This window comes from Geodermatophilus nigrescens, from assembly GCF_900129495.1.
Classification (GTDB): domain Bacteria; phylum Actinomycetota; class Actinomycetes; order Mycobacteriales; family Geodermatophilaceae; genus Geodermatophilus; species Geodermatophilus nigrescens.
This window is the reverse complement of the sequence record NZ_FQVX01000005.1, coordinates 221,819-239,951: the sequence shown is the minus strand read 5'-3', so window position 1 is coordinate 239,951 and position 18,133 is coordinate 221,819. Positions and strand designations below refer to the sequence as shown.

Below are 18,133 nucleotides of genomic sequence, written 5' to 3'. Positions count from 1 at the left end.
GGCGGTCGCCGGCAGCCACTCCAGGGCGCGGCCGTGCCGGACCAGGTCACCGGCCCAGGCGCCGGAGATCCGCGGGACCCCGCGCAGCCAGCCGCGGACGGTGCGCGCGCCGTCGTGCTCGCTCGCGCCGCGCACGTCGCTGCGGCGCACCACCCGGGTCAGCTCGGCGTGCACCCGGTGCGCGGCGGCGACGAGCTCGCGGGCCCGGTCCAGCAGCTCGGCGTCGCCGAGCTCGTCGAGGTCGACCGCGGCCAGGGCGTCGAGCGCGGAGGCCAGCTCCCCCACCCCGCTCACCTCCCGGCACCGCATCGAACGTGTGTTCGACACTAGCCGATCCGCGGGCATCCGGCAAGACGAAACCGCAGGTCAGCGGCCCTTTCGACTGTCGCCTGAGCCGGAGACGGGGCGCGTCAGCCGACGCGCTCGGGCGCCGCGGCCGAGGAGCGCCGCCACGAGGCGTGCAGCCGCGCGTAGGGGCCGACGGCGTCGACCAGGTCGGCGTGCGTGCCGCGCTGCACCACCCGGCCCGCGTCGACGACGAGCACCTCGTCGGCGCGCTCGGCGGTGGACAGCCGGTGGGCGATCGTCAGCGTGGTGCGGCCCTCGGTGAGCCGGTCCAGCGCCAGGGTGAGCCGCCGCTCGGTGGCCGGGTCGACGGCGCTGGTGGCCTCGTCGAGGACCAGCAGGTCGGGCGCGGCGACGTGGGCGCGGGCGATGGCGACCAGCTGCCGCTCCCCCGCCGACAGCGACTCGCCGCGCTGGCCGACCGCCGTCGCGACGCCGTCGGGCAGGCCGGAGAGCCAGTCGCCCAGGCCCAGCTCCTCGAAGGCCGCCGTCACCTCGGCGTCGGTGAGGCCGGGCCGGCCGTAGCGGACGTTGTCGGCGACGGTGGCGTCGAAGAGGAACCCGTCCTGCGGCACCATGCCCACCCGGCGGCGCAGCGAGGCGAACGCGACCTCGGTCAGCGGAACCCAGCCGCCGGCGTCGGAGCCGAGCAGCACGCGGCCCGCGGTGGGGTCCATGAGCCGGGTGACGAGCTTGGCGAACGTCGTCTTGCCCGAGCCGGTCTCGCCGACGACGGCGTAGCGGCGCTGCGGCGGGAGGACGAGGTCGACGTCGTCGAGCGCGGCGCGGGCGCCCGGGGCGTAGCGGAAGGTGACGTGCTCCAGCGCGACGCCGAGCGGCCCGGCGGGCAGCTCGCGGGCGGCGCCGGTGGCGGCGGGGTCGCGGACGTCGGGCTCGGTGTCGAGGACGTCGAGCACGCGGCGGAACCCGGCGATCGCGTTCTGGCCCTCGTTGAGCACCTCGGTGGCGGTCTGCACGGGGGCGACGAACAGCGTGACGAGGAACAGGAAGGCCACGAGCGTGCCGGCGCTGACCTGCCCGGCGAGGCCGAGCAGCACGCCGACGACGATGACGGCGGCGTTGGCGACGGCGGCCACGAGCTCGCCGCTGACGAACACCGCGGCGGTGACCTTCTGCGCGTCGACCTGGGCGCGGTAGTGCCGGCCGATGGAGCGGTCGAGGCGGGCCGCCGTCCGCTCGCGGATGCCGTAGGCACGCACCGTGGAGGCGCCGACGACGGACTCCGAGACCGCGGCCAGCACGTCGCCGACCCGCTCGCGGACGATGCCGTAGGCCACCTGCAGGCGGCGGGCGAACCAGCGCACCCCGATCGCCAGCGGCACGAAGCAGATGACGACCAGCAGGGTCAGCTGCCACGAGTAGATCGACATGACGACGGTGGCGACGACCAGCTGGCCGAGGCTCACCACGCCAATGACGCCGCCCCACTGCATGAAGGTCGACAGCTGGTCGACGTCGCTGGTGACCCGGGAGACCAGCGAGCCGCGGCGCTCGCCCTGCTGGTGCAGCACCGACAGGTCGTGCACGTGCCGGAAGGCGCGCGACCGCAGCCCGGCCAGCGCGGTCTCGGTGGTGCGGAAGAGCCGCACGTTCATCCGGTAGACCGCGACGCCGGTGACCAGGACGACGACGGCGCAGACCAGCACCAGCGTGCGGACCAGGCCGAGGTCGGGGCCGCCCGGGGCGAGCAGGCCGCGGTCGATGACCTGCTGGACGGCGATCGGCACGACCACGCGGCCGGCGGTGGCGACGAGCGCGAGCGCGAAGGTGGCGGGCAGGCCGCGGCGGAACTCCGGCAGCATCCGCAGCCCGCGCCGCAGCGTGGCGAGGGCGCCCTCGCGGCGCTCGCCGGTCGCGCTCACCGCGCTCACGCCGCCACCTCCGCCTGCGAGTAGGCGCGGACCAGCGCGGCGTAGCCGGGCACGGTGGCCAGGAGCTCCTCGTGGCTGCCGCGGGCGGTGACCCGGCCGTTCTCCAGCCACACCACCTCGTCGGCCAGCGCGATGGTGGCCTGCCGGTAGGCGACCACGACCACGGTGGAGGGCCGGTCGGCCGAGCGCAGGGCGTCGAGGATGCGGGCCTCGACGGCGGGGTCGACGGCGCTGGTGGCGTCGTCGAGCACGAGCAGCCGGGGCCGGCGGACGACGGCGCGGGCGAGCGCCAGGCGCTGGCGCTGGCCGCCGGAGAGCGTGGCGCCGCGCTCGCCGACCCGGGTGTCGAGGCCCTCGGGGAGCCGGTCGACGAAGTCGTCCGCGGCGGCCACCCGCAGCGCGGCGCGGACCTCGTCGTCGCCGAATTCGCCGCCCAGGGTGACGTTGCCGCGGACGGTGTCGTCGAAGAGGAAGGTGCCCTGCGGGACGAAGGCGGCCTGGCCGCTGACCTCGCCCTCGCGCAGCCGCCGGACGTCGACGCCGTCGAGCAGCACCTCGCCGCTGGCGGGGTCGACGAGGCGCACGAGCAGGCCGGCGAGCGTGGACTTGCCCGACCCGGTGGGCCCGACGACGGCGACCGTGGAGCCGGCGGCCACCTCGAAGGTGACCCCGGAGAGCACCGGCCGGCTCGCGCCGTCGAAGACGTGGTCGACCGCGCGCAGGCCCAGGCGCGCGCCGCCGTCGCCGGGGGCCGCGGCCTCCGGGCCGTGCGGGGTCTCCCCCGTGGCGTCGAGGACGGGGGTGACCCGGTCGAAGCCGGCCAGCGCGCGGGGCAGGTCGGCGAGCACCCAGCCGATCGCGCGGATGGGCAGCGCGAGGAGGGTGAACAGGTAGGCGATGCTCACCAGGTCGCCGGCGTCGGTGGCGCCCGAGGCGACCCGGCCGGCGCCGACCACCAGCACCGCGAGGGTGCCGAGGTTGGGCAGCGCCTCCATGAGCGGGTCGAACAGGCCGCGCACCCGGCCGACGGCGACCAGGCCGTCGCGCAGCTCCTCGGCGCGCTCGGTGAACCGGGCGCTCTCGACGTCCTCGCGGCCGAGGGTCTTCACCACGAGGCCGGCGTCGAAGCTCTCGTGGGCGATCTCGCTGACCTCGGCACGCAGCTGCTGGGCCCGCTGCATGCGCGGGCTCATCACCTGCGAGTAGACGGCGTTGAGCACGAACACGAGCGGGAAGACGACCAGGCCGACCAGCGCCAGCAGCGGGTCGGTGAGCACCAGCGCGACGACGGTGATGGCGATCATCACCAGCGTGCCGCAGGCGAAGGGCAGCGGGGAGACGAAGTACCAGGCCGACTCGACGTCGGAGTTGGCGTTGGACAGCAGCTGCCCGGTGGGGTGGCGCTGGTGCCAGGACAGCGGCAGCCGCAGGTACTGCGCGGTGACGCGGCGGCGGTAGTCGGCCTGCAGCCGGTAGGCCATGATCCCGGCGAACAGCCGCCGGCCGAGGATGCCGAGGATCTTCAGCAGCGCGACGCCCATCAGCACGGCGACGGCGAGGGTGAGCGCGCCGGCGGTGGTGTCGCCGTCGGCGAAGGCCGGGAGCACCACGCGGTCGGTGATCCCGCCGATGACGAACGCCGACAGCACGGTCATGCCGGCGTAGAGGCTGCTGGCGAGGACGGCGAGCGTGAACATCGTCCGCTGCTCGCGGATGGCCAGGCCGACGTGGCGCAGACCCCGCCGGACGACGGCGTCTCTGGCGCGGGGCACGGGTCTCCTCGGGGTCCGACCGCGGAGGTCCGCGGTCGTTAGTCAGGCTAACCGGTACCGCCGACAGGGGCCTGCGGGTTTTCCGGCTCGACGGGATCGGTAACCCCGCGCGGTGACCGATGCTTCCCGCCCCCTCGCCGCCCGGGAGCGCGCCGGGCTCGCCGACCTGCTCGACGAGCTCGGGCCCGACGCCCCGACCTGCTGCTCGGGGTGGACGACGGCCCACCTGGCCGCCCACCTGGTGACCCGCGACCGGCGGCCCGACGCGCTGCCTGGCTACGCGCTGGAGCGCACCCCGGTGGGCGACCGGCTGCACGCGCACGCCACCCGGCTGGAGGAGCGACTGCGGACGACGACGCCCTACCCGGAGCTGGTGTCCCGCGTGCGGGCGGGCGCGCCGGTGTGGATGCCGGGCTCCTGGGCGACGGCGTCGCTGGTGGACGGGCCGGAGTTCGCCATCCACCACGAGGACGTGCGCCGGGCGCAGCCGGACTGGGAGCCGCGGGCGCTGCCGCTGCGCGACGCCGACCGGCTCTGGGGCGCGGCGCAGCTGTTCGCCCGCTCGATGGCGCCGCGGTACCCCGGCGGGCTGGTGCTGCAGCGCAGCGACGTCCCCGGTCCCGGCAAGCGGATCCGCGCGGGCTCCGACGTCACCACCGTCGAGGGCGAGCCGCTCGAGGTCCTGCTGTGGGCGACCGGCCGGCGCGAGGTCGCCCGGGTCGCCGTCCGCGGGGGCGCCCCCGCGGAGTGAGTCCCGTGCAGGTCCGCGGGGGCGCACGGGGACGCCGTCAGGTGAGCGGGGTGTCCCTCTCGTGCCGGACGGGGACGCCTGCGCCGGCCAGGGCGGCCTTCACGTCGCCGATCCGGAGCGTGCCGAAGTGGAAGACGCTGGCCGCGAGCACCGCGTCTGCGCCGGCCTCCACCGCGGGCGGGAAGTGCTCGACCGCGCCCGCGCCGCCGCTGGCGATCACCGGCACGCTCACCTCGCGGCGGACCGCGCGGATCAGCTCGGTGTCGAACCCGGCGCGGGTGCCGTCGGCGTCCATCGAGTTGAGCAGCACCTCGCCCACGCCGAGCTCCGCGGCCTGCACGACCCACTCGACGGCGTCGCGGCCGGTGCCGCGGCGCCCGCCGTGCGTGGTGATCTCGAAGCCGGAGTCGGTGACCGCGCCGTCGCGCGCCCGGCGGGCGTCGAGGGAGAGCACGAGCACCTGGTTGCCGAAGCGGTCGGCGATCTCGCTGATCAGCTCGGGCCGGGCGACGGCGGCGGTGTTGACCGCGACCTTGTCCGCACCCGCCCGCAGCAGCCGGTCGACGTCGTCGGGGCTGCGCACGCCGCCGCCGACGGTGAGCGGGATGAAGACGCTCTCGGCGGTGCGCCGGACGACGTCGTAGGTGGTCTCGCGGTCGCCGGAGCTGGCGGTGATGTCGAGGAAGGTCAGCTCGTCGGCGCCCTCGGCGTCGTAGACGCGCGCCATCTCCACCGGGTCGCCGGCGTCGCGCAGGTCGACGAAGTTGACCCCCTTGACCACCCGGCCGGCGTCGACGTCGAGGCACGGGATCACGCGGACGGCGAGGCTCACGACCCGGCCCCCCGGACCGCGTCGGCCTCGACCTCGACGAGCATGTCGGGGTGCAGGAGGGAGGCGACGCCGATCATCGCGGTGGCCGGCCGGACCGCGCCGAACACCTCGCCGTGCACGCGCCCGACCTCCTCCCAGCGGCCGGTGTCGGTCACGTACATGCGGGTCCGGACGACGTCGGCGGCGGACAGGCCCGCCGACTCCAGCGCGTCGACCAGCACGCCGAACGCGACCCGGGCCTGCGCGGCCATGTCGCCGGGGTGCACGACCTCGCCGTCGACGGTTGCGGTGCAGCCGCTCACCCAGGCGGAGTCCCCGGCGACGACGACCCGGCTGTAGCCGACGACGTCCTCCCACGGCCCGCCGGAGCCGATCCGCCGCACGCTCACGACGACGCCTCGCGGGTGACGGCGAGGGCCTCGGGCAGCGTGAACGCGCCGGCGTAGAGCGCCTTGCCGACGATCGCGCCCTCGACGCCGACGGCGGCCAGGCCCGCCAGCGCCCGGATGTCGTCGAGCGAGCTGACCCCGCCGGAGGCGACCACCGGCTTCGGGGTGGCGGCGCAGACCTCGCGCAGCAGCTCGAGGTTCGGGCCGCGCAGCGTGCCGTCCTTGGTGATGTCGGTGACCACGTAGCGGGCGCAGCCCTCGGCGTCGAGGCGGGCGAGGGTCTCGTAGAGCTCGCCGCCCTCGCGGGTCCAGCCGCGGGCCGCCAGCCGGGTGCCGCGCACGTCGAGGCCGACGGCGATCCGGTCGCCGTGCTCGGCGATGGCGCGGGCGCACCACTCGGGCGACTCCAGCGCCGCGGTGCCCAGGTTCACCCGGCGGCAGCCGGTGGCCAGGGCCGCGGCCAGCGACTCGTCGTCGCGGATGCCGCCGGAGAGCTCCACGTCGACGTCGAGCTCGCCGACGACGCGGGCCAGCAGCTCGCGGTTGCTGCCGCGGCCGAAGGCGGCGTCGAGGTCGACCAGGTGCACCCACTCGGCGCCGTCGCGCTGCCACTGCAGCGCGGCGTCGAGGGGGTCGCCGTAGGAGGTCTCGCTGCCGGCCTCCCCCTGCACGAGACGGACGGCCTGGCCGTCGGCGACGTCGACGGCGGGGAGCAGCTGCAGGGTCGGCACGGCGACCAGCGTAGGGACCGGGCGAGGGTGACCTGCCTCGCCTCCGGCAGGCTGCGGCGGTGGAGTTCGCCGACGTCGTCCGCAGGCGCCGCATGGTGCGCGACTACGACCCCGACCGGCCGGTGCCTCCGGAGGTCCGCGAGCGGCTGCTCGCGCACGCCATCCGGGCGCCGTCGGCCGGGTTCACCCAGGGCTGGGCGTTCCTGGTGCTCGAGTCGCCCGAGGAGCGGGACCTGTTCTGGTCGGTGACCGCCTCCGACGGCGCCCCCGACGCGTGGCTCACCCGGATGCGCCGCGCGCCGCTGCTGGTGGTGCCGCTGTCGTCGAAGGACGCCTACCTCGACCGCTACGCCGAGCCGGACAAGGGCTGGACCGACCGCGACGAGGCGCGCTGGCCGGTGCCCTACTGGGACGTCGACGCCGGGATGGCCGCGCTGATGGTGCTGCTGACCGCCGTCGACGAGGGGCTCGGCGCCTGCCTGTTCGGGATCCCCGCCGAGCGGGTGGACCCCTTCCGCGACGCCTTCGGCATCCCCGCCACCCACCGCCCGGTGGGCGTCGTCTCGGTCGGCTACCCCGGCGACGGCGACCGGCGCTCGCCGTCGCTCAAGCGCGGCCGGCGGGGGCTGGACGAGGTCGTGCACCGGGGCCGCTGGGGCGCGGCTGGTTGACTCCCCCGCCGTGACCTCCTCGCGCGCCGTCCTCGTCACCGGTGGCTCCCGCGGCATCGGCCGGTCGATCGCCCGGGCCTTCGCCGGGCGGGGGGACCGGGTCGCCGTCCACTTCGGCAGCTCCCGCGAGCGCGCCGAGGCGGTGCTCGCCGAGCTGCCCGGGGACGGCCACGTCCTGGTGCAGGCCGACATGGCCGACGCCGCCGCCGTGGGCGCGATGGTCGACGAGGCCGCCGGGGCGCTCGGCGGCCTCGACGTGCTGGTCAACAACGCCGGCGTCTTCGTGGCCTCCCCGCCGCTGGAGTCCTCGTTCGAGCACTGGCGGCAGGTGTGGGAGCGGACGCTGGCGGTCAACCTGCTCGGCGCCGCGCACGCCACCTTCCGCGCCGTGCCACACCTGCGGGCCGCCGGCGGGGGCGCCGTGGTGAACGTGTCCAGCCGCGGCGCCTTCCGCGGCGAGCCGCAGAACCCCGCCTACGGGGCGTCGAAGGCCGGGATGAACGCCTTCGCGCAGTCGATGGCGCTGGCACTGGCGCCGCTGGGCATCTCGGTCACCGCCGTGGCGCCGGGCTTCGTGCAGACCGAGATGGCCCGCGAGGTGCTCGACGGCCCCGGCGGCGACGCCGTGCGGGCGCAGTCGCCGTTCGGCCGGGTGGCCCGCCCCGAGGAGGTGGCCGCGGCGGTGCTGTGGCTCGCCTCGCCGGAGGCCCGCTTCAGCACCGGCACGATCGTCGACGTCAACGGCGCCTCATACCTGCGCAGCTGAGCCTCACCCGGCGTGCGCCCCGGCCCAGTGCGGGCTGGTGATCAGGCCGAGCAGGTTGCCGAACGGGTCGGCGACGACGGCGGTCGCCCACCCCTCGCCGCGCACGGTGGGCGGCTGCACCACGGTGCCGCCGTGCGCCTCGAACCGGTCGACGGCGGCGGGCAGGTCGTCGACGTGCCAGTGGACGACGACGCCGGCGGGCCGGCCGACCGGCCAGGCGGCGTAGCGGGCGTCCATGACGCCGAGCTCGTCCTCGTCGTCGCCGAGGCGGAACTCGACGTAGGCCGGCGGCCCCTCCACCGGCCGCGCGAAGTAGGGCTGCACGCCGAGCAGGTCGGCGTACCACCGCACGGCGGCGGGCACGTCGTCGGCGGTCAGGGTCACGGTGGCCAGGCCTCGGAGCACGGGAGGGTCCCTCCGTCCGGCGGGCCGCCCGGTGCGTCCCGCTCGCCGACCACACTGCCGCGCAACGTGCTCACCTCCTGAGCACTTTCCACGGCATCCTCACCACCATGCGAGCCGACCGCCTCGTCGCCGCCCTGCTGGTGCTGCAGGCCCGCGGCCGGGTGACCGCCGCGTCGCTGGCCGCGGAGCTCGAGGTGTCGGTGGCCACCGCGCGCCGCGACCTCGAGGCGCTGTCGGCGGCGGGCCTCCCCGTCTACCCGCAGGCCGGCCGCGGCGGCGGGTGGCAGCTGCTCGGCGGCGCCCGCACCGACCTCACCGGGCTCACCGCGCCGGAGGCCCGCGCGCTGTTCCTGCTGCTCGGCCCGGCGTCCGGGTCCGCCCCGGCGGCGCCGGACTCCCGGGCGGCACTGCGCAAGCTGCTGCGGGCGCTGCCCGGCACCTTCCGCGCCGAGGCCGCGGCCGCCGCAGAGGCGGTCGTCGTCGACCCGGCCGGGTGGGGCGAGCGCGCCCGCGACCGGCCGGAGCTCGCGCCGCTGCTCGACGCGGTCGTCGGGCGGCGGGAGGTGGCGTTCGACTACGCCGGCCGCGGCGGTCCCCCGGCCCGGCGGCGCGCGCAGCCGTGGGGCCTCGTGGACAAGGACGGCACCTGGTACCTCGTCGCCGGCACGGCCCGGGGCCGGCGCACCTTCCGCGTCGACCGGATGGGCGCGGTGGCGCCCACCGGCGAGGTCTTCGAGCGACCGGACGGCCTCGACCTGCCGGGGGTGTGGGAGGAGGTGGTCGGCGAGCTGGAGCGCCGCCGCTCGCTCGTGGGCGCCCGCGTGCGCGTGCCCGCCCGGCTCGCGCCCGTGCTGCGGGACCGCTTCGGCCGGCACTGCGAGGCGGCGGGCCCGGACGACGACCCGGACGGCGACGGCCGGGCGGTGCTGCGGGTGGCCGCGCACACCGCCCGGTCGGTCGCGGAGCAGCTGGCCGGGTTCGGCGGCGCGGTCGAGGTGCTGGAGCCGGCCGCGGTGCGCGCGGAGCTGGCCGCGATCGGGGCGGAGCTGGTCGAGCGCAACCGCGGGTGAGAGCGGCCTCATCGCCGTCTCACCCCGCCGTCACCGCGGCCCCGGAGCGTGGCGGCGTGGACTCCGCCGTGCTCGCCCCCGCCCCCGTGCCGCCGTCGTGGCCGCCGTCGCTGCAGGTCCTGCTCGGCGAGGAGGCGCCGGAGCTGTGGTCCGCCGTCCTCGGCCCGCTCGGCGGGCGGCTGCGCACCCTCGCGCCGGTCACGGTCACGCTGCGGCCCGACGCCGCGGCCACGGTGCGCTGGAGCGCCGTCGTCGACTGGGCCGACGGGCGCGCGACGCGGGAGTCCCTCGCCGCGACCACCGGCGCGGAGGTCCCCGCGGGGGCGGCCGTGCTGGCCGGCGACGTCGGCGGGGAGACGGTGACCGTGGGCCTGTGGCGCTGGCCGCTGGACCCGGCGCTGCCCGGGCTGGCCTGGGCGGCCTCGGCGGCCGGGGTGGCGCGGCTTCTGGCGGAGCTGGGCGTCGACGCCGGGACGCCGCGGCTGCGGCTGCGCGCCTACCGGCCGGGCCGGCGGGCCGTGGTGGAGGTGACCTCGCCGGCCGGGCGCTGGTTCCTCAAGGTGGTCCGCCCGTCCGCGGCCGCCGGCCTCGCCGCCCGGCACGCCGCGCTCGCCCCGGCGGTGCCGGTGCCCCCGGTGCTCGCCGCCACCGACGACGGCGTGCTCGTGCTGCCCGCGCTGCCCGGGACGCCGATGCGCGAGGCGCTCGGCGGCGACCCCGCCGTCCTGCCGCCCCCGGCCGCGCTGGAGGAGCTGCTCGACGCTCTGCCCCCGCTCGGCCTGCCGGCGCTCGCCCCGCCGGGACGCCGCGACCCCACCGACCCGCTGCCCCGGCTGCGCGGGCACGCGGCGGTGCTCGGGATGGTGTGCCCGGGGCTGGCGCCGCGGCTGGAGCGGCTGACCGCCGCGGTGGCGGCCGCCGTGGAGCGCCGGCCGGTGGTGCCGGTGCACGGCGACTTCTACGAGGCCCAGCTGCTGGTCGGCGGCGGCGCGGTCGTGGGGCTGCTCGACGTCGACACCGCCGGGCCGGGCGCGCGGGCCGACGACCGGGCCACGCTGCTCGGCCACCTGCTGCTGCTCGAGCGGCTGGCCGCCGACCCGGCGCCGGTCGCGGCCTACCGGGCGCGGGTGGAGGCGGTGGCCGGCGGCGGGGCGGACCTGGCCGCGCGGGTGGCCGGCGTGCTGGTGGGCCTGGCCACCGGCCCGTTCCGGGTGCAGCAGGCGGGGTGGGCGGAGGCGACCGAGGCCCGGGTGGCGCTGGCCGAGGAGGTCATGAGGACGTCCTCATCCCGATGAGCGGGCGCTCACCGCGGTCTCCCGGGGGCCTCACCGGCGGCGGACACCGTGGGAGGTGTCAGCAGTTCGACCCCCTGAGGAGGACCCCGTGACCGCTCGCCCCGCCACCTGGAAGGTCGTCACCTTCGGCACCGCGCTCGCCGGCCTGGGCATCGCCGGCGCCGGTGCCGCCGCGGCCGACGACGACCGGCCCGCCCCGCAGCCGGCCGCCGTGTCGGTCGCCGCGCACGACGGCGCCGACGACACCCCGGACGCCGCGGCCGCTCCCGCCCCGGCCGCCGACGCCTCACCCGAGACCGCCGACTCCCCCGCCGAGAGCGCCGTCGACAGCCCCGACGCCGCCCCGGTCGCCCCGGCCGCCGACGCCTCTCCCGAGACCGCCGACTCCCCCGCCGAGAGCGCCGTCGACAGCCCCGACGCCGTCCCCGCCCCGCCGGTCGCCGACGTCGACAGCCCGGACGTGCGGACGCCCGACGTCGACACGCCGGACGTCCACACGCCGGACGTCCACACCCCCGACACCGACACCCCCGACACCGACGACTGACCGGACGGGCCGCGCCGGCCCCCGCCGGCGCGGCCCGCGGATGAGGAACCGCTCATCCGCCTCTCCCGGTCCCCTCACCCCCGGTGGGGACCGTGGACCCCGACAGCGAGACGAGACCCTGGAGGACCCCGTGACCCGCAGCCCCGCCACCTGGAAGGTCGTCACCCTCGGCACCGCGCTCACCGGCCTCGGCCTGGCCGGGATCGGTGTCGCCGCCGCCGCGGACGACGGCTCCGCGCAGCCGACCGCGGCCGTCGCCGCCGCCGTCGACACGGCCGACGACACCCCCGACGCCGCTCCCGACGCCGTGCCCGCCGCCCCCGCGGCGGACGCCTCGCCCGAGACCGCCGACTCCCCCGCGGAGAGCGCCGTCGACACCCCGGACACCACCCCCGACGACGCGACCCCGGACGACGTCACCCCGGACGACGCCACTCCCGACGACGCGACCCCCGACGACGTCACCCCCGACGCGGACGACACCCCGCTCGACTGACCCCCGGCACGCCGCGGCCCCGGTCCCCTCGCGGGGGCCGGGGCCGCGGCGCGTCTCAGGCCGCGAGGCGGTAGCCCATCCCGCGCACCGTCTCGATGCGGTCGGCGCCGAGCTTGCGTCGCAGGTACCGCACGTACACGTCGACGACGTTGGAGCCCGGGTCGAAGTCGTAGCCCCAGACGTGGCTGAGCAGCTGCTCCCGGGCGAGGACCTGCCCCGGGTGGCGCAGGAAGGTCTCCGCGAGGGCGAACTCGCGCGCCGAGAGGTCGACGGTGCGGTCGCCCACGCTGGCCCGGCGGGTGCGCAGGTCCAGCGACAGGTCGCCGGCGCTGAGCACCGTGACCTCGCCCTGCCGCGCGCCGGCCAGCCGCAGCCGCACCCGCGCCAGCAGCTCCTCGAACCGGAAGGGCTTGGCCATGTAGTCGTCGGCGCCGCCCTCGAGCCCGGCGACGGTGTCCTGCACGCTGTCACGGGCGGTGAGCACGACCACCGGCACCGCGTTGCGCTCGGCCCGCAGCGCGCGCAGCACCGCGAACCCGTCGAGGACGGGCAGGCCGATGTCGAGCACGACGAGGTCGAACTCCCCGCCGCGGGCGTGGTCGAGCGCGGACAGGCCGTCGCCGACCACCGTGGTGGCGAACCCGTTGGCCCGCAGGCCCTTCTCGACGAACGCGGCGATCCGCGGCTCGTCCTCGGCGATCAGCACCCGGCTCACCGGGGACCTCCCTCGGTCGGTACGGGGTCGGGCACCCGGTCGGACAGCGCCGGGGTCGCCAGGTCGTCGTCCACGGTGTCCAGCGGGTCGTCACCCGGGTCGTCCGGCTCGGGCGGGGCGACGCGCGCGGGGAGCACCAGCGTGAAGGTGGCGCCCTCCCCCGGGCGGCTGTGCAGCTCGACGCGGCCGCCGTGCGCGGCGGCGATCGCCCGCACGATCGACAGGCCGAGCCCCGCGCCGTCGCTGCGGCGGGCACCGGCGCTGCCGCGGGCGAACCGCTCGAAGACCCGCTCCTGGTCGGCGGCGGCGATGCCGGGGCCCGCGTCGTCCACCCACACCAGCAGGTCGGCGCCGCTGAGCCGGCTGCCGAGCACCACCCGGTCGCCGGGCTCCGTGTAGCGGACGGCGTTGTCCGCGAGCGCCACCACGGCCTGGGTGAGCCGCTGCGGGTCGAGCAGCAGGTCGGCGCGGGCGACGGCGCCGAGCCGCCAGTCGCGGTCCCCGAGCCGGCGCACCTTGCCGAACACCTCGGCGGTCAGCTCGGCGACGTCGACCGGCTGCGGGCGGACGAACTCCGGCTGCTCGGCGCGGGCGAGCAGCAGCAGCTCGGAGACCATGCGGTTCATCCGCTCGAGCTCGTCGTCGACGAGGGCGACGGTGGCCCGGACGTCGTCGGGGTCGGCGGGGTCGAGGACGTCGAGGTGGCCGCGGACGATGGTGATCGGGGTGCGCAGCTCGTGTCCGGCGTCGTCGAGGAACCGGCGCTGCGCGGCGACCCCGCCCTCGACCCGGTCGAGCATCGCGTTCACGGCGCGGGCGAGGCCGGTGAGCTCGTCGTCGGGGCGGCCCTCGACGGGGATCCGGCCGGACAGGTCGGTCTCGGTGATGCCCTGGGCGGTGGCCGCGACCTCCCGCACCGGGGCGAGCACGCGCCCGGCCACCACCCAGGCGCCGGCGGCGGCGAGCAGCACGGTGACCGCGCCGACGGCGAGCATCAGCTGCGCGGTGTCGTCGGCGGCCTGCCGCTCCTGGTCGGCGAAGTAGGCGACGACGGCGACCCCGCGCGCCGGGTCGCCCTCCAGCGTCACCGGCACGGCCAGGTAGCGGACCTCGCCGGCGCCGCTGGCGTACCGGCCGGACGTGGGCTCGCGGACGTCGCCGGCCAGCCGGGCGAACGCGGCGTCCTCGCTGAGCAGCACCGGCGCCTCGATGCGGCTCTGGAAGCGGTAGGCGCCGTCAACGTAGCCGAGGAACTTCTCGTTCGGCCGGGCGAGGTTGTAGGTGATGACCGTCTGGAGCACGTCGGCGACCGAGGCGAAGGGCTCGCCGGTGTCGGGGTCGATGCCCGAGGCGGTGATCCGGTCGAACTCCTCGACCTCCGCCGCGAGCGCCACGTCCATCCGCTCGTCGGTGGCGCGCACCAGCAGCCGCCAGGTCACCAGCGTCACCAGGGCCAGCGCCAGCAGGACCAGCAGCAGCGCCCAGCCGATGATGCGCACGCGGGCGGCGCGGGGCGTCAGCCGCCGCCGGGCAGCAGCGCGCCACCCGGCCGCCGGGGCCGGCTCCTCGCTCATCGGTCAGTCGTTCCCGTCGTCGTTCCCGTCGTCGCCGTCGTCAACGTCGTCGTCCCCCTCGTCGTCCCCGTCGTCCCCCGGGTCGTCGTCGGGGCCGTCGTCGTCGGGCAGCGGCGGCGGCGGGACGACGTCAGTGGCCGGCGGCGCGGGCCGCGGGGCGGGTGCGGGCGTCGGCACAGGCTCCGGCGACGGCTCCGCCGAGGGGCCGGGGTCCGGGAACGGCGACGGGCCGGACGGCTCGCGGGCCGGCACGTCGATGCGGGTGGGCACCGCCGGCGCGCCCCCGCCGGCCGGGCCGAGCAGCGCCCACGCGGTGCCGCCGGCCAGCAGGACGACGGCGAGGCCGGCCAGGACGGCGAGCAGGAGGCGGGAGCGCACGGCGCCGAGCCTCGCCCGCCGCGGTGGCCGGCCGGTGAGACGGCGGTGAGAGCACTCTCATCCGCCGGGGCCGCCGACATCTCCTGCTCAGCCGAGGTCGGTGGTGGCCCCCACGACGACGAGGTCGGCGGTGTGCGACCCGGCGGTGTCCACCGTCGGCGGCCGCGGCTCGAAGCCGGGCAGCCCGTCGAGACCGGTGCTGCCGTCGACGACCCGCAGCCGCAGCGGCCCGCCGCCCGCCACGGTCACCGTCGCCTCCAGGCCCTGCTCCGGCGGGGCGTGGAAGGTCAGCCACAGCTGGTCCTCCCCCACCGTGCCGGCCGGCACGTCGCGGGCCTCCGCGCGCGCCGCCACGACCCGGCCGCCGCCGGTGTCCAGGTCGAGCACGACGAAGCCGACCGCCCGCTGGGGCGTCACCCGCACCGTCACCGTCCGCTCGTCGCCGGCCCTCCGGTCCTCGAGCACCTCGACCGTCGACGGGGTCAGCCCGGCGTCCTCGGCGGGCCCCGCCGCGACCGGGACGCCGCGCACGTACGGGTAGTCGTGCGGCAGCGTGCGCGGGGTGCCGACGTAGCGCGCCGCCTCCTCGCCCGGCCGCGCCTCCGTGCTGAACCACCACGCCTCGCCGGTGTCGGCCTCCAGCGCGTACGCCAGCCGGCTGGGCACCGGGTGCTGCTGGTCGAAGCGGTCCACCGCCAGCCCCGCCGCCGTCAGCAGCAGCGCCAGGCCGGCGGCGGCCGCGGGCACGGCCAGGGTCCGCCACCCCGCCGGGCCGGCGGGGAACAGCCCCTCCAGCACCGGCAGCAGGGCGAGCAGCAGCAGCGACACGACCGCCGCGGGCGCGGCCGCACCGGCCAGCCCGAGGGCCGGGAAGAACAGCGCGACGGTCGGGGCGAGCACGACGACGGCGACCGCGCCGGCGACCGCGCCGCCGAGCAGCGACACCCGCGCCGGCAGCAGCCCCGCGAGGACCCCGGCCAGCGCCGGGAGCGCCGCCAGGTACGACCCGCCGGGCGCCAGCGCGGCGAGGACGGCCGCGAGGACGGCGAGCACCGCGAGCGACCCGGTGCGCAGCGCCGCCGCCCCGAGCCGGCGGCGCAGCAACGCGTACCAGGCCAGCACGACGACGGCGACCAGCGCGACCGCCGCCAGCCGGAACCAGCCGGGCCGCCACGGGTCGGTCATCACCGCGTAGCCGGGCCGCACCAGCGCCAGCAGCCGCCACAGCCCGCCGACCGCCAGCGGCGCCAGGACGAGCGGCACCAGCGCGGCGGCCGCACCGAGCAGCGTCCGGGGCAGCGACGACCCGCGGCGCCGGTCGACGGCCGCCAGCACGGCGACGCCGAGCAGCGCCGCCGCGGCCAGCGGCTCCACGAGCGACCCGGGGTAGCGCGCCAGCCCCGTCGGCAGCGGGAAGTACGTGGCGTCGTCGGCGGCCGGCCGGGCCAGGGCGGCGAGGTCGGCGCCGCCGAGCTCGCGGGCCAGCGCGAGGGTGTTGTCGCCGAGCGCCTGCAGCGTCCGCCGGTCCAGCCGCGCGGGCGTGTCCTGCGGGGTGTGGTACGCCGCGCTGCCGTCGATGAACGCGGTGTTGACGCCGGTGAAGTCGCCGTCGGCGAGCAGCACGCTGAGGTCGGTGTCGTTGGGCAGCGTCCGGTAGACCTCGACCGCGAAGCTGCTGGCCACCGGGTGCGGGACGGCGGCGGCGTAGCGCTCGGCCAGCGCGGCGTTGCCCCGCGAGGTCTCGAACGCGATCGGCGGGCCCGACGTGCCGCGGGCCTCGAGGTTGAGCACCACCCCGCCCTGCGCGGCCAGCGGGTGGCTCGCGGCGAACGCCTCGGCGCCGCACAGGCAGGCCTCCTCGGCATCGGTGAGGACCACCACGACGTCGTTGCGCAGCGGCTCGCCCGCGCTCAGCGCCCGCACCGTCTCCAGCAGCGTGGCCACGCCCGCGGCGTCGTCGGCGGCCCCGGGGCCGGTCTCCACCGAGTCGGTGTGCGCCACCAGGAACAGCCGGCCGGTGCTCGCCGTGCCCGGCAGGACGGCGACGACGTTGCGCAGCCGGGCCATCTCGGTCTCGCCGGGCCCGGCCTGCCCGGTGCCGACGGCGTTCTGCACCCGGGTGTCGAGCCCGAGTGCGGTCAGCTGCGCGACCAGCCCGTCGACGACGCGGGCGTGCGCGTCGCTGCCGGTCAGGTGCACCTCGCCGGCGATCTCCTCGACGGTGACGCCGGCGCGCGCGGCGCTGAAGGCGGTCGCCGGCGCGTCGGCCGGCGCGGGGTCCGGCGGCTGCAGCGCGAGCACGCTCCACGCCGCCAGACCCGCCAGCAGCAGGAGGACGGCGAGCGACCCGAGGAGCCGGCCGCGGCGCTCCGGGACCGGGGCGGACGGGCGCGACGCGGGCAACGGGCCTCCTGTGCCGGGTGCAGGACCGGGCAACCCTAGGGGCGGCGGGGGGAGACTCCGGGGATGCCCGCCGCAGCGTGGACCCGCCGAGCCGGGCGCCGCACCAACCTGGGCCTGCTGGTCCTGCTCGCGCTCGCCGGCGTCACCGGGCTGCTCGCCTTCGGCGTGGGCACGCCGCTGCCCTCCCGCGTGGTCGCCGTCGCGCACGGCGCCGCGGGCCTGGGCCTGCTGCTGCTCGTGCCGTGGAAGTCCGTGGTCGTGCGCCGGTCCCGGGCCCGCACCCGCGGGCGGCGCGACCCGGCGGTCGCCTGGGCGCTGGCCGGGCTCACCGCGCTCACCGTGGCCACCGGGGTGCTGCACGGCGTCGCCGGCACCACCGTCGGCGGCGTGGGGGTGCTGCAGGTGCACGTCGCCGCCGGCGTGGCGACCGGGCTGCTGGTGGTGCTGCACGCCGTGGGCAGCCGGCAGCGGCCGCGGCGCACCGACGCCTCCCGGCGGGCGCTGCTGCAGACCGGCGGCCTCGCGGCCGGGTCGCTCGCGCTGTGGGCGGGGCTGGAGGGCGTCCTGCGGCTGATCGGCGCGCCGGGCGCCCGGCGGCGGGCCACCGGTTCGCACGAGCGCGGCAGCGGCGACCCGGCCGCCATGCCGGTGACCCAGTGGTTCACCGACGCCGTGCCCGACGAGCCCGGGCGCACGCTCGACCTGGTCGCCGGCGGGCGCACCACCGCGCTGCGGGTCGCCGCCCTCGACCGCGGCGACACCGTCACCGCCGTCCTCGACTGCACCGGCGGCTGGTACGCCGAGCAGGAGTGGCGCGGCGTGCGGCTCGACCGGCTGCTGGCCGGCACCGGCCTGCCGCCGGGCGGCAGCGTCGACGTCGTCAGCGTCACCGGGTACCGCCGGCGGCTGCCGCTGGCCGACGCCGGGTCGCTGCTGCTGGCCACGCACTGCGCCGGCGAGCGGCTGTCGGCGGGCCACGGGGCGCCGGTGCGGCTGGTGGCGCCCGGCCGGCGCGGCTACTGGTGGGTCAAGTGGGTGGCGCGGGTGGAGGTGGTCGACGCGCCGTGGTGGCTGCAGCCCCCGGTGCCCCTCCAGTAGGCC

General features: G+C 77.9%; 18 protein-coding genes and 1 pseudogene. 8 read left to right on the top strand and 11 right to left on the bottom strand.

Annotation, left to right across the window (positions count from 1 at the left end):
• From BUE37_RS21410 to BUE37_RS21400, 3 genes and pseudogenes are all read right to left on the bottom strand, one after another.
• Positions 1-294, bottom strand: a pseudogene (locus BUE37_RS21410) (endonuclease); the annotation flags it as partial.
• A 116-nt stretch (positions 295-410) separates the two neighbouring features.
• Entirely contained in the window at positions 411-2,237 is a 1,827-nt protein-coding gene (locus tag BUE37_RS21405) for an ABC transporter ATP-binding protein (RefSeq protein WP_073422453.1), read from the bottom strand.
• Positions 2,234-4,009 (bottom strand): ABC transporter ATP-binding protein, encoded by a 1,776-nt coding sequence (locus BUE37_RS21400; protein ID WP_073422452.1) that lies wholly within the window; start codon positions 4,007-4,009, stop codon positions 2,234-2,236. Before BUE37_RS21400 ends, BUE37_RS21405 begins: the two co-directional genes overlap by 4 nt.
• A gap of 112 nt (positions 4,010-4,121) precedes the next feature.
• Here BUE37_RS21400 and BUE37_RS21395 point away from each other — a divergent pair, with 112 nt between their 5' ends.
• Positions 4,122-4,760, top strand: a complete 639-nt coding sequence (locus BUE37_RS21395) for a TIGR03085 family metal-binding protein (RefSeq protein ID WP_073422451.1) — start codon at positions 4,122-4,124, stop codon at positions 4,758-4,760.
• 37 nt (positions 4,761-4,797) lie between these two features.
• Here BUE37_RS21395 and hisF read toward each other — a convergent pair whose 3' ends face one another.
• The 3 genes from hisF to priA are packed head-to-tail and all read right to left on the bottom strand — an operon-like array spanning position 4,798 to position 6,712.
• Complete coding sequence (gene hisF / locus BUE37_RS21390) at positions 4,798-5,592, bottom strand: imidazole glycerol phosphate synthase subunit HisF (protein WP_073422450.1); 795 nt, start codon at positions 5,590-5,592, stop codon at positions 4,798-4,800.
• A complete protein-coding gene (locus BUE37_RS21385; RefSeq protein WP_073422449.1) occupies positions 5,589-5,981 on the bottom strand; it encodes a RidA family protein in 393 nt (130 codons plus the stop codon). Before BUE37_RS21385 ends, hisF begins: the two co-directional genes overlap by 4 nt.
• Positions 5,978-6,712 (bottom strand): bifunctional 1-(5-phosphoribosyl)-5-((5-phosphoribosylamino)methylideneamino)imidazole-4-carboxamide isomerase/phosphoribosylanthranilate isomerase PriA, encoded by a 735-nt coding sequence (gene priA, locus BUE37_RS21380; RefSeq protein ID WP_073422448.1) that lies wholly within the window; start codon positions 6,710-6,712, stop codon positions 5,978-5,980. Before priA ends, BUE37_RS21385 begins: the two co-directional genes overlap by 4 nt.
• A gap of 59 nt (positions 6,713-6,771) precedes the next feature.
• Between priA and BUE37_RS21375 the strand changes: the two genes are divergently transcribed.
• Positions 6,772-7,383: a nitroreductase family protein gene (locus tag BUE37_RS21375; protein ID WP_073422447.1), complete on the top strand. Its 612-nt coding sequence runs from the start codon at positions 6,772-6,774 to the stop codon at positions 7,381-7,383.
• 10 nt (positions 7,384-7,393) lie between these two features.
• On the top strand, positions 7,394-8,149 hold the full coding sequence (locus BUE37_RS21370; RefSeq protein WP_073422446.1) for an SDR family NAD(P)-dependent oxidoreductase: 756 nt from the start codon (positions 7,394-7,396) through the stop codon (positions 8,147-8,149).
• A gap of 3 nt (positions 8,150-8,152) precedes the next feature.
• On the opposite strand, the gene BUE37_RS21365 is transcribed toward BUE37_RS21370, so the two are convergent.
• Entirely contained in the window at positions 8,153-8,554 is a 402-nt protein-coding gene (locus BUE37_RS21365) for a VOC family protein (RefSeq protein WP_073422445.1), read from the bottom strand.
• Between the two features lie 107 nt (positions 8,555-8,661).
• On the opposite strand from BUE37_RS21365, the gene BUE37_RS21360 reads away from it, so the two are divergent.
• From BUE37_RS21360 to BUE37_RS21345, 4 genes are all read left to right on the top strand, one after another.
• Positions 8,662-9,624: a helix-turn-helix transcriptional regulator gene (locus tag BUE37_RS21360; RefSeq protein WP_073422444.1), complete on the top strand. Its 963-nt coding sequence runs from the start codon at positions 8,662-8,664 to the stop codon at positions 9,622-9,624.
• Positions 9,625-9,680: 56 nt separating this feature from the next.
• Positions 9,681-10,919, top strand: coding sequence for an aminoglycoside phosphotransferase family protein (locus BUE37_RS21355; protein WP_083628989.1), 1,239 nt, complete (start codon positions 9,681-9,683; stop codon positions 10,917-10,919).
• Between the two features lie 88 nt (positions 10,920-11,007).
• Positions 11,008-11,466 carry a hypothetical protein gene (locus BUE37_RS21350; RefSeq protein WP_073422443.1) on the top strand — a complete coding sequence of 153 codons (459 nt, stop codon included), beginning with the start codon at positions 11,008-11,010 and terminating at the stop codon, positions 11,464-11,466.
• 130 nt (positions 11,467-11,596) lie between these two features.
• A complete protein-coding gene (locus BUE37_RS21345) occupies positions 11,597-11,962 on the top strand; it encodes a hypothetical protein (protein WP_073422442.1) in 366 nt (121 codons plus the stop codon).
• Positions 11,963-12,017: 55 nt separating this feature from the next.
• Here the strand turns inward: BUE37_RS21345 and BUE37_RS21340 are convergent, their stop codons facing one another.
• The 4 genes from BUE37_RS21340 to BUE37_RS21325 all read right to left on the bottom strand — a co-directional run bounded on the left by BUE37_RS21340 (position 12,018) and on the right by BUE37_RS21325 (position 17,032).
• A complete protein-coding gene (locus tag BUE37_RS21340) occupies positions 12,018-12,677 on the bottom strand; it encodes a response regulator transcription factor (protein ID WP_073422441.1) in 660 nt (219 codons plus the stop codon).
• Positions 12,674-14,251 (bottom strand): sensor histidine kinase, encoded by a 1,578-nt coding sequence (locus tag BUE37_RS21335; protein WP_073422440.1) that lies wholly within the window; start codon positions 14,249-14,251, stop codon positions 12,674-12,676. The genes BUE37_RS21340 and BUE37_RS21335 overlap by 4 nt, the downstream gene beginning before the upstream one ends.
• 3 nt (positions 14,252-14,254) lie before the next feature.
• The gene (locus tag BUE37_RS21330) at positions 14,255-14,629 is read right to left on the bottom strand and encodes a hypothetical protein (RefSeq protein ID WP_073422439.1); all 375 of its coding nucleotides are present in this window, start codon (positions 14,627-14,629) and stop codon (positions 14,255-14,257) included.
• An 87-nt stretch (positions 14,630-14,716) separates the two neighbouring features.
• The gene (locus BUE37_RS21325; protein WP_073422438.1) at positions 14,717-17,032 is read right to left on the bottom strand and encodes a M20/M25/M40 family metallo-hydrolase; all 2,316 of its coding nucleotides are present in this window, start codon (positions 17,030-17,032) and stop codon (positions 14,717-14,719) included.
• A gap of 63 nt (positions 17,033-17,095) precedes the next feature.
• Here BUE37_RS21325 and BUE37_RS21320 point away from each other — a divergent pair, with 63 nt between their 5' ends.
• Positions 17,096-18,130: a molybdopterin-dependent oxidoreductase gene (locus tag BUE37_RS21320; RefSeq protein ID WP_073422437.1), complete on the top strand. Its 1,035-nt coding sequence runs from the start codon at positions 17,096-17,098 to the stop codon at positions 18,128-18,130.
• Positions 18,131-18,133 lie beyond the last annotated feature (3 nt).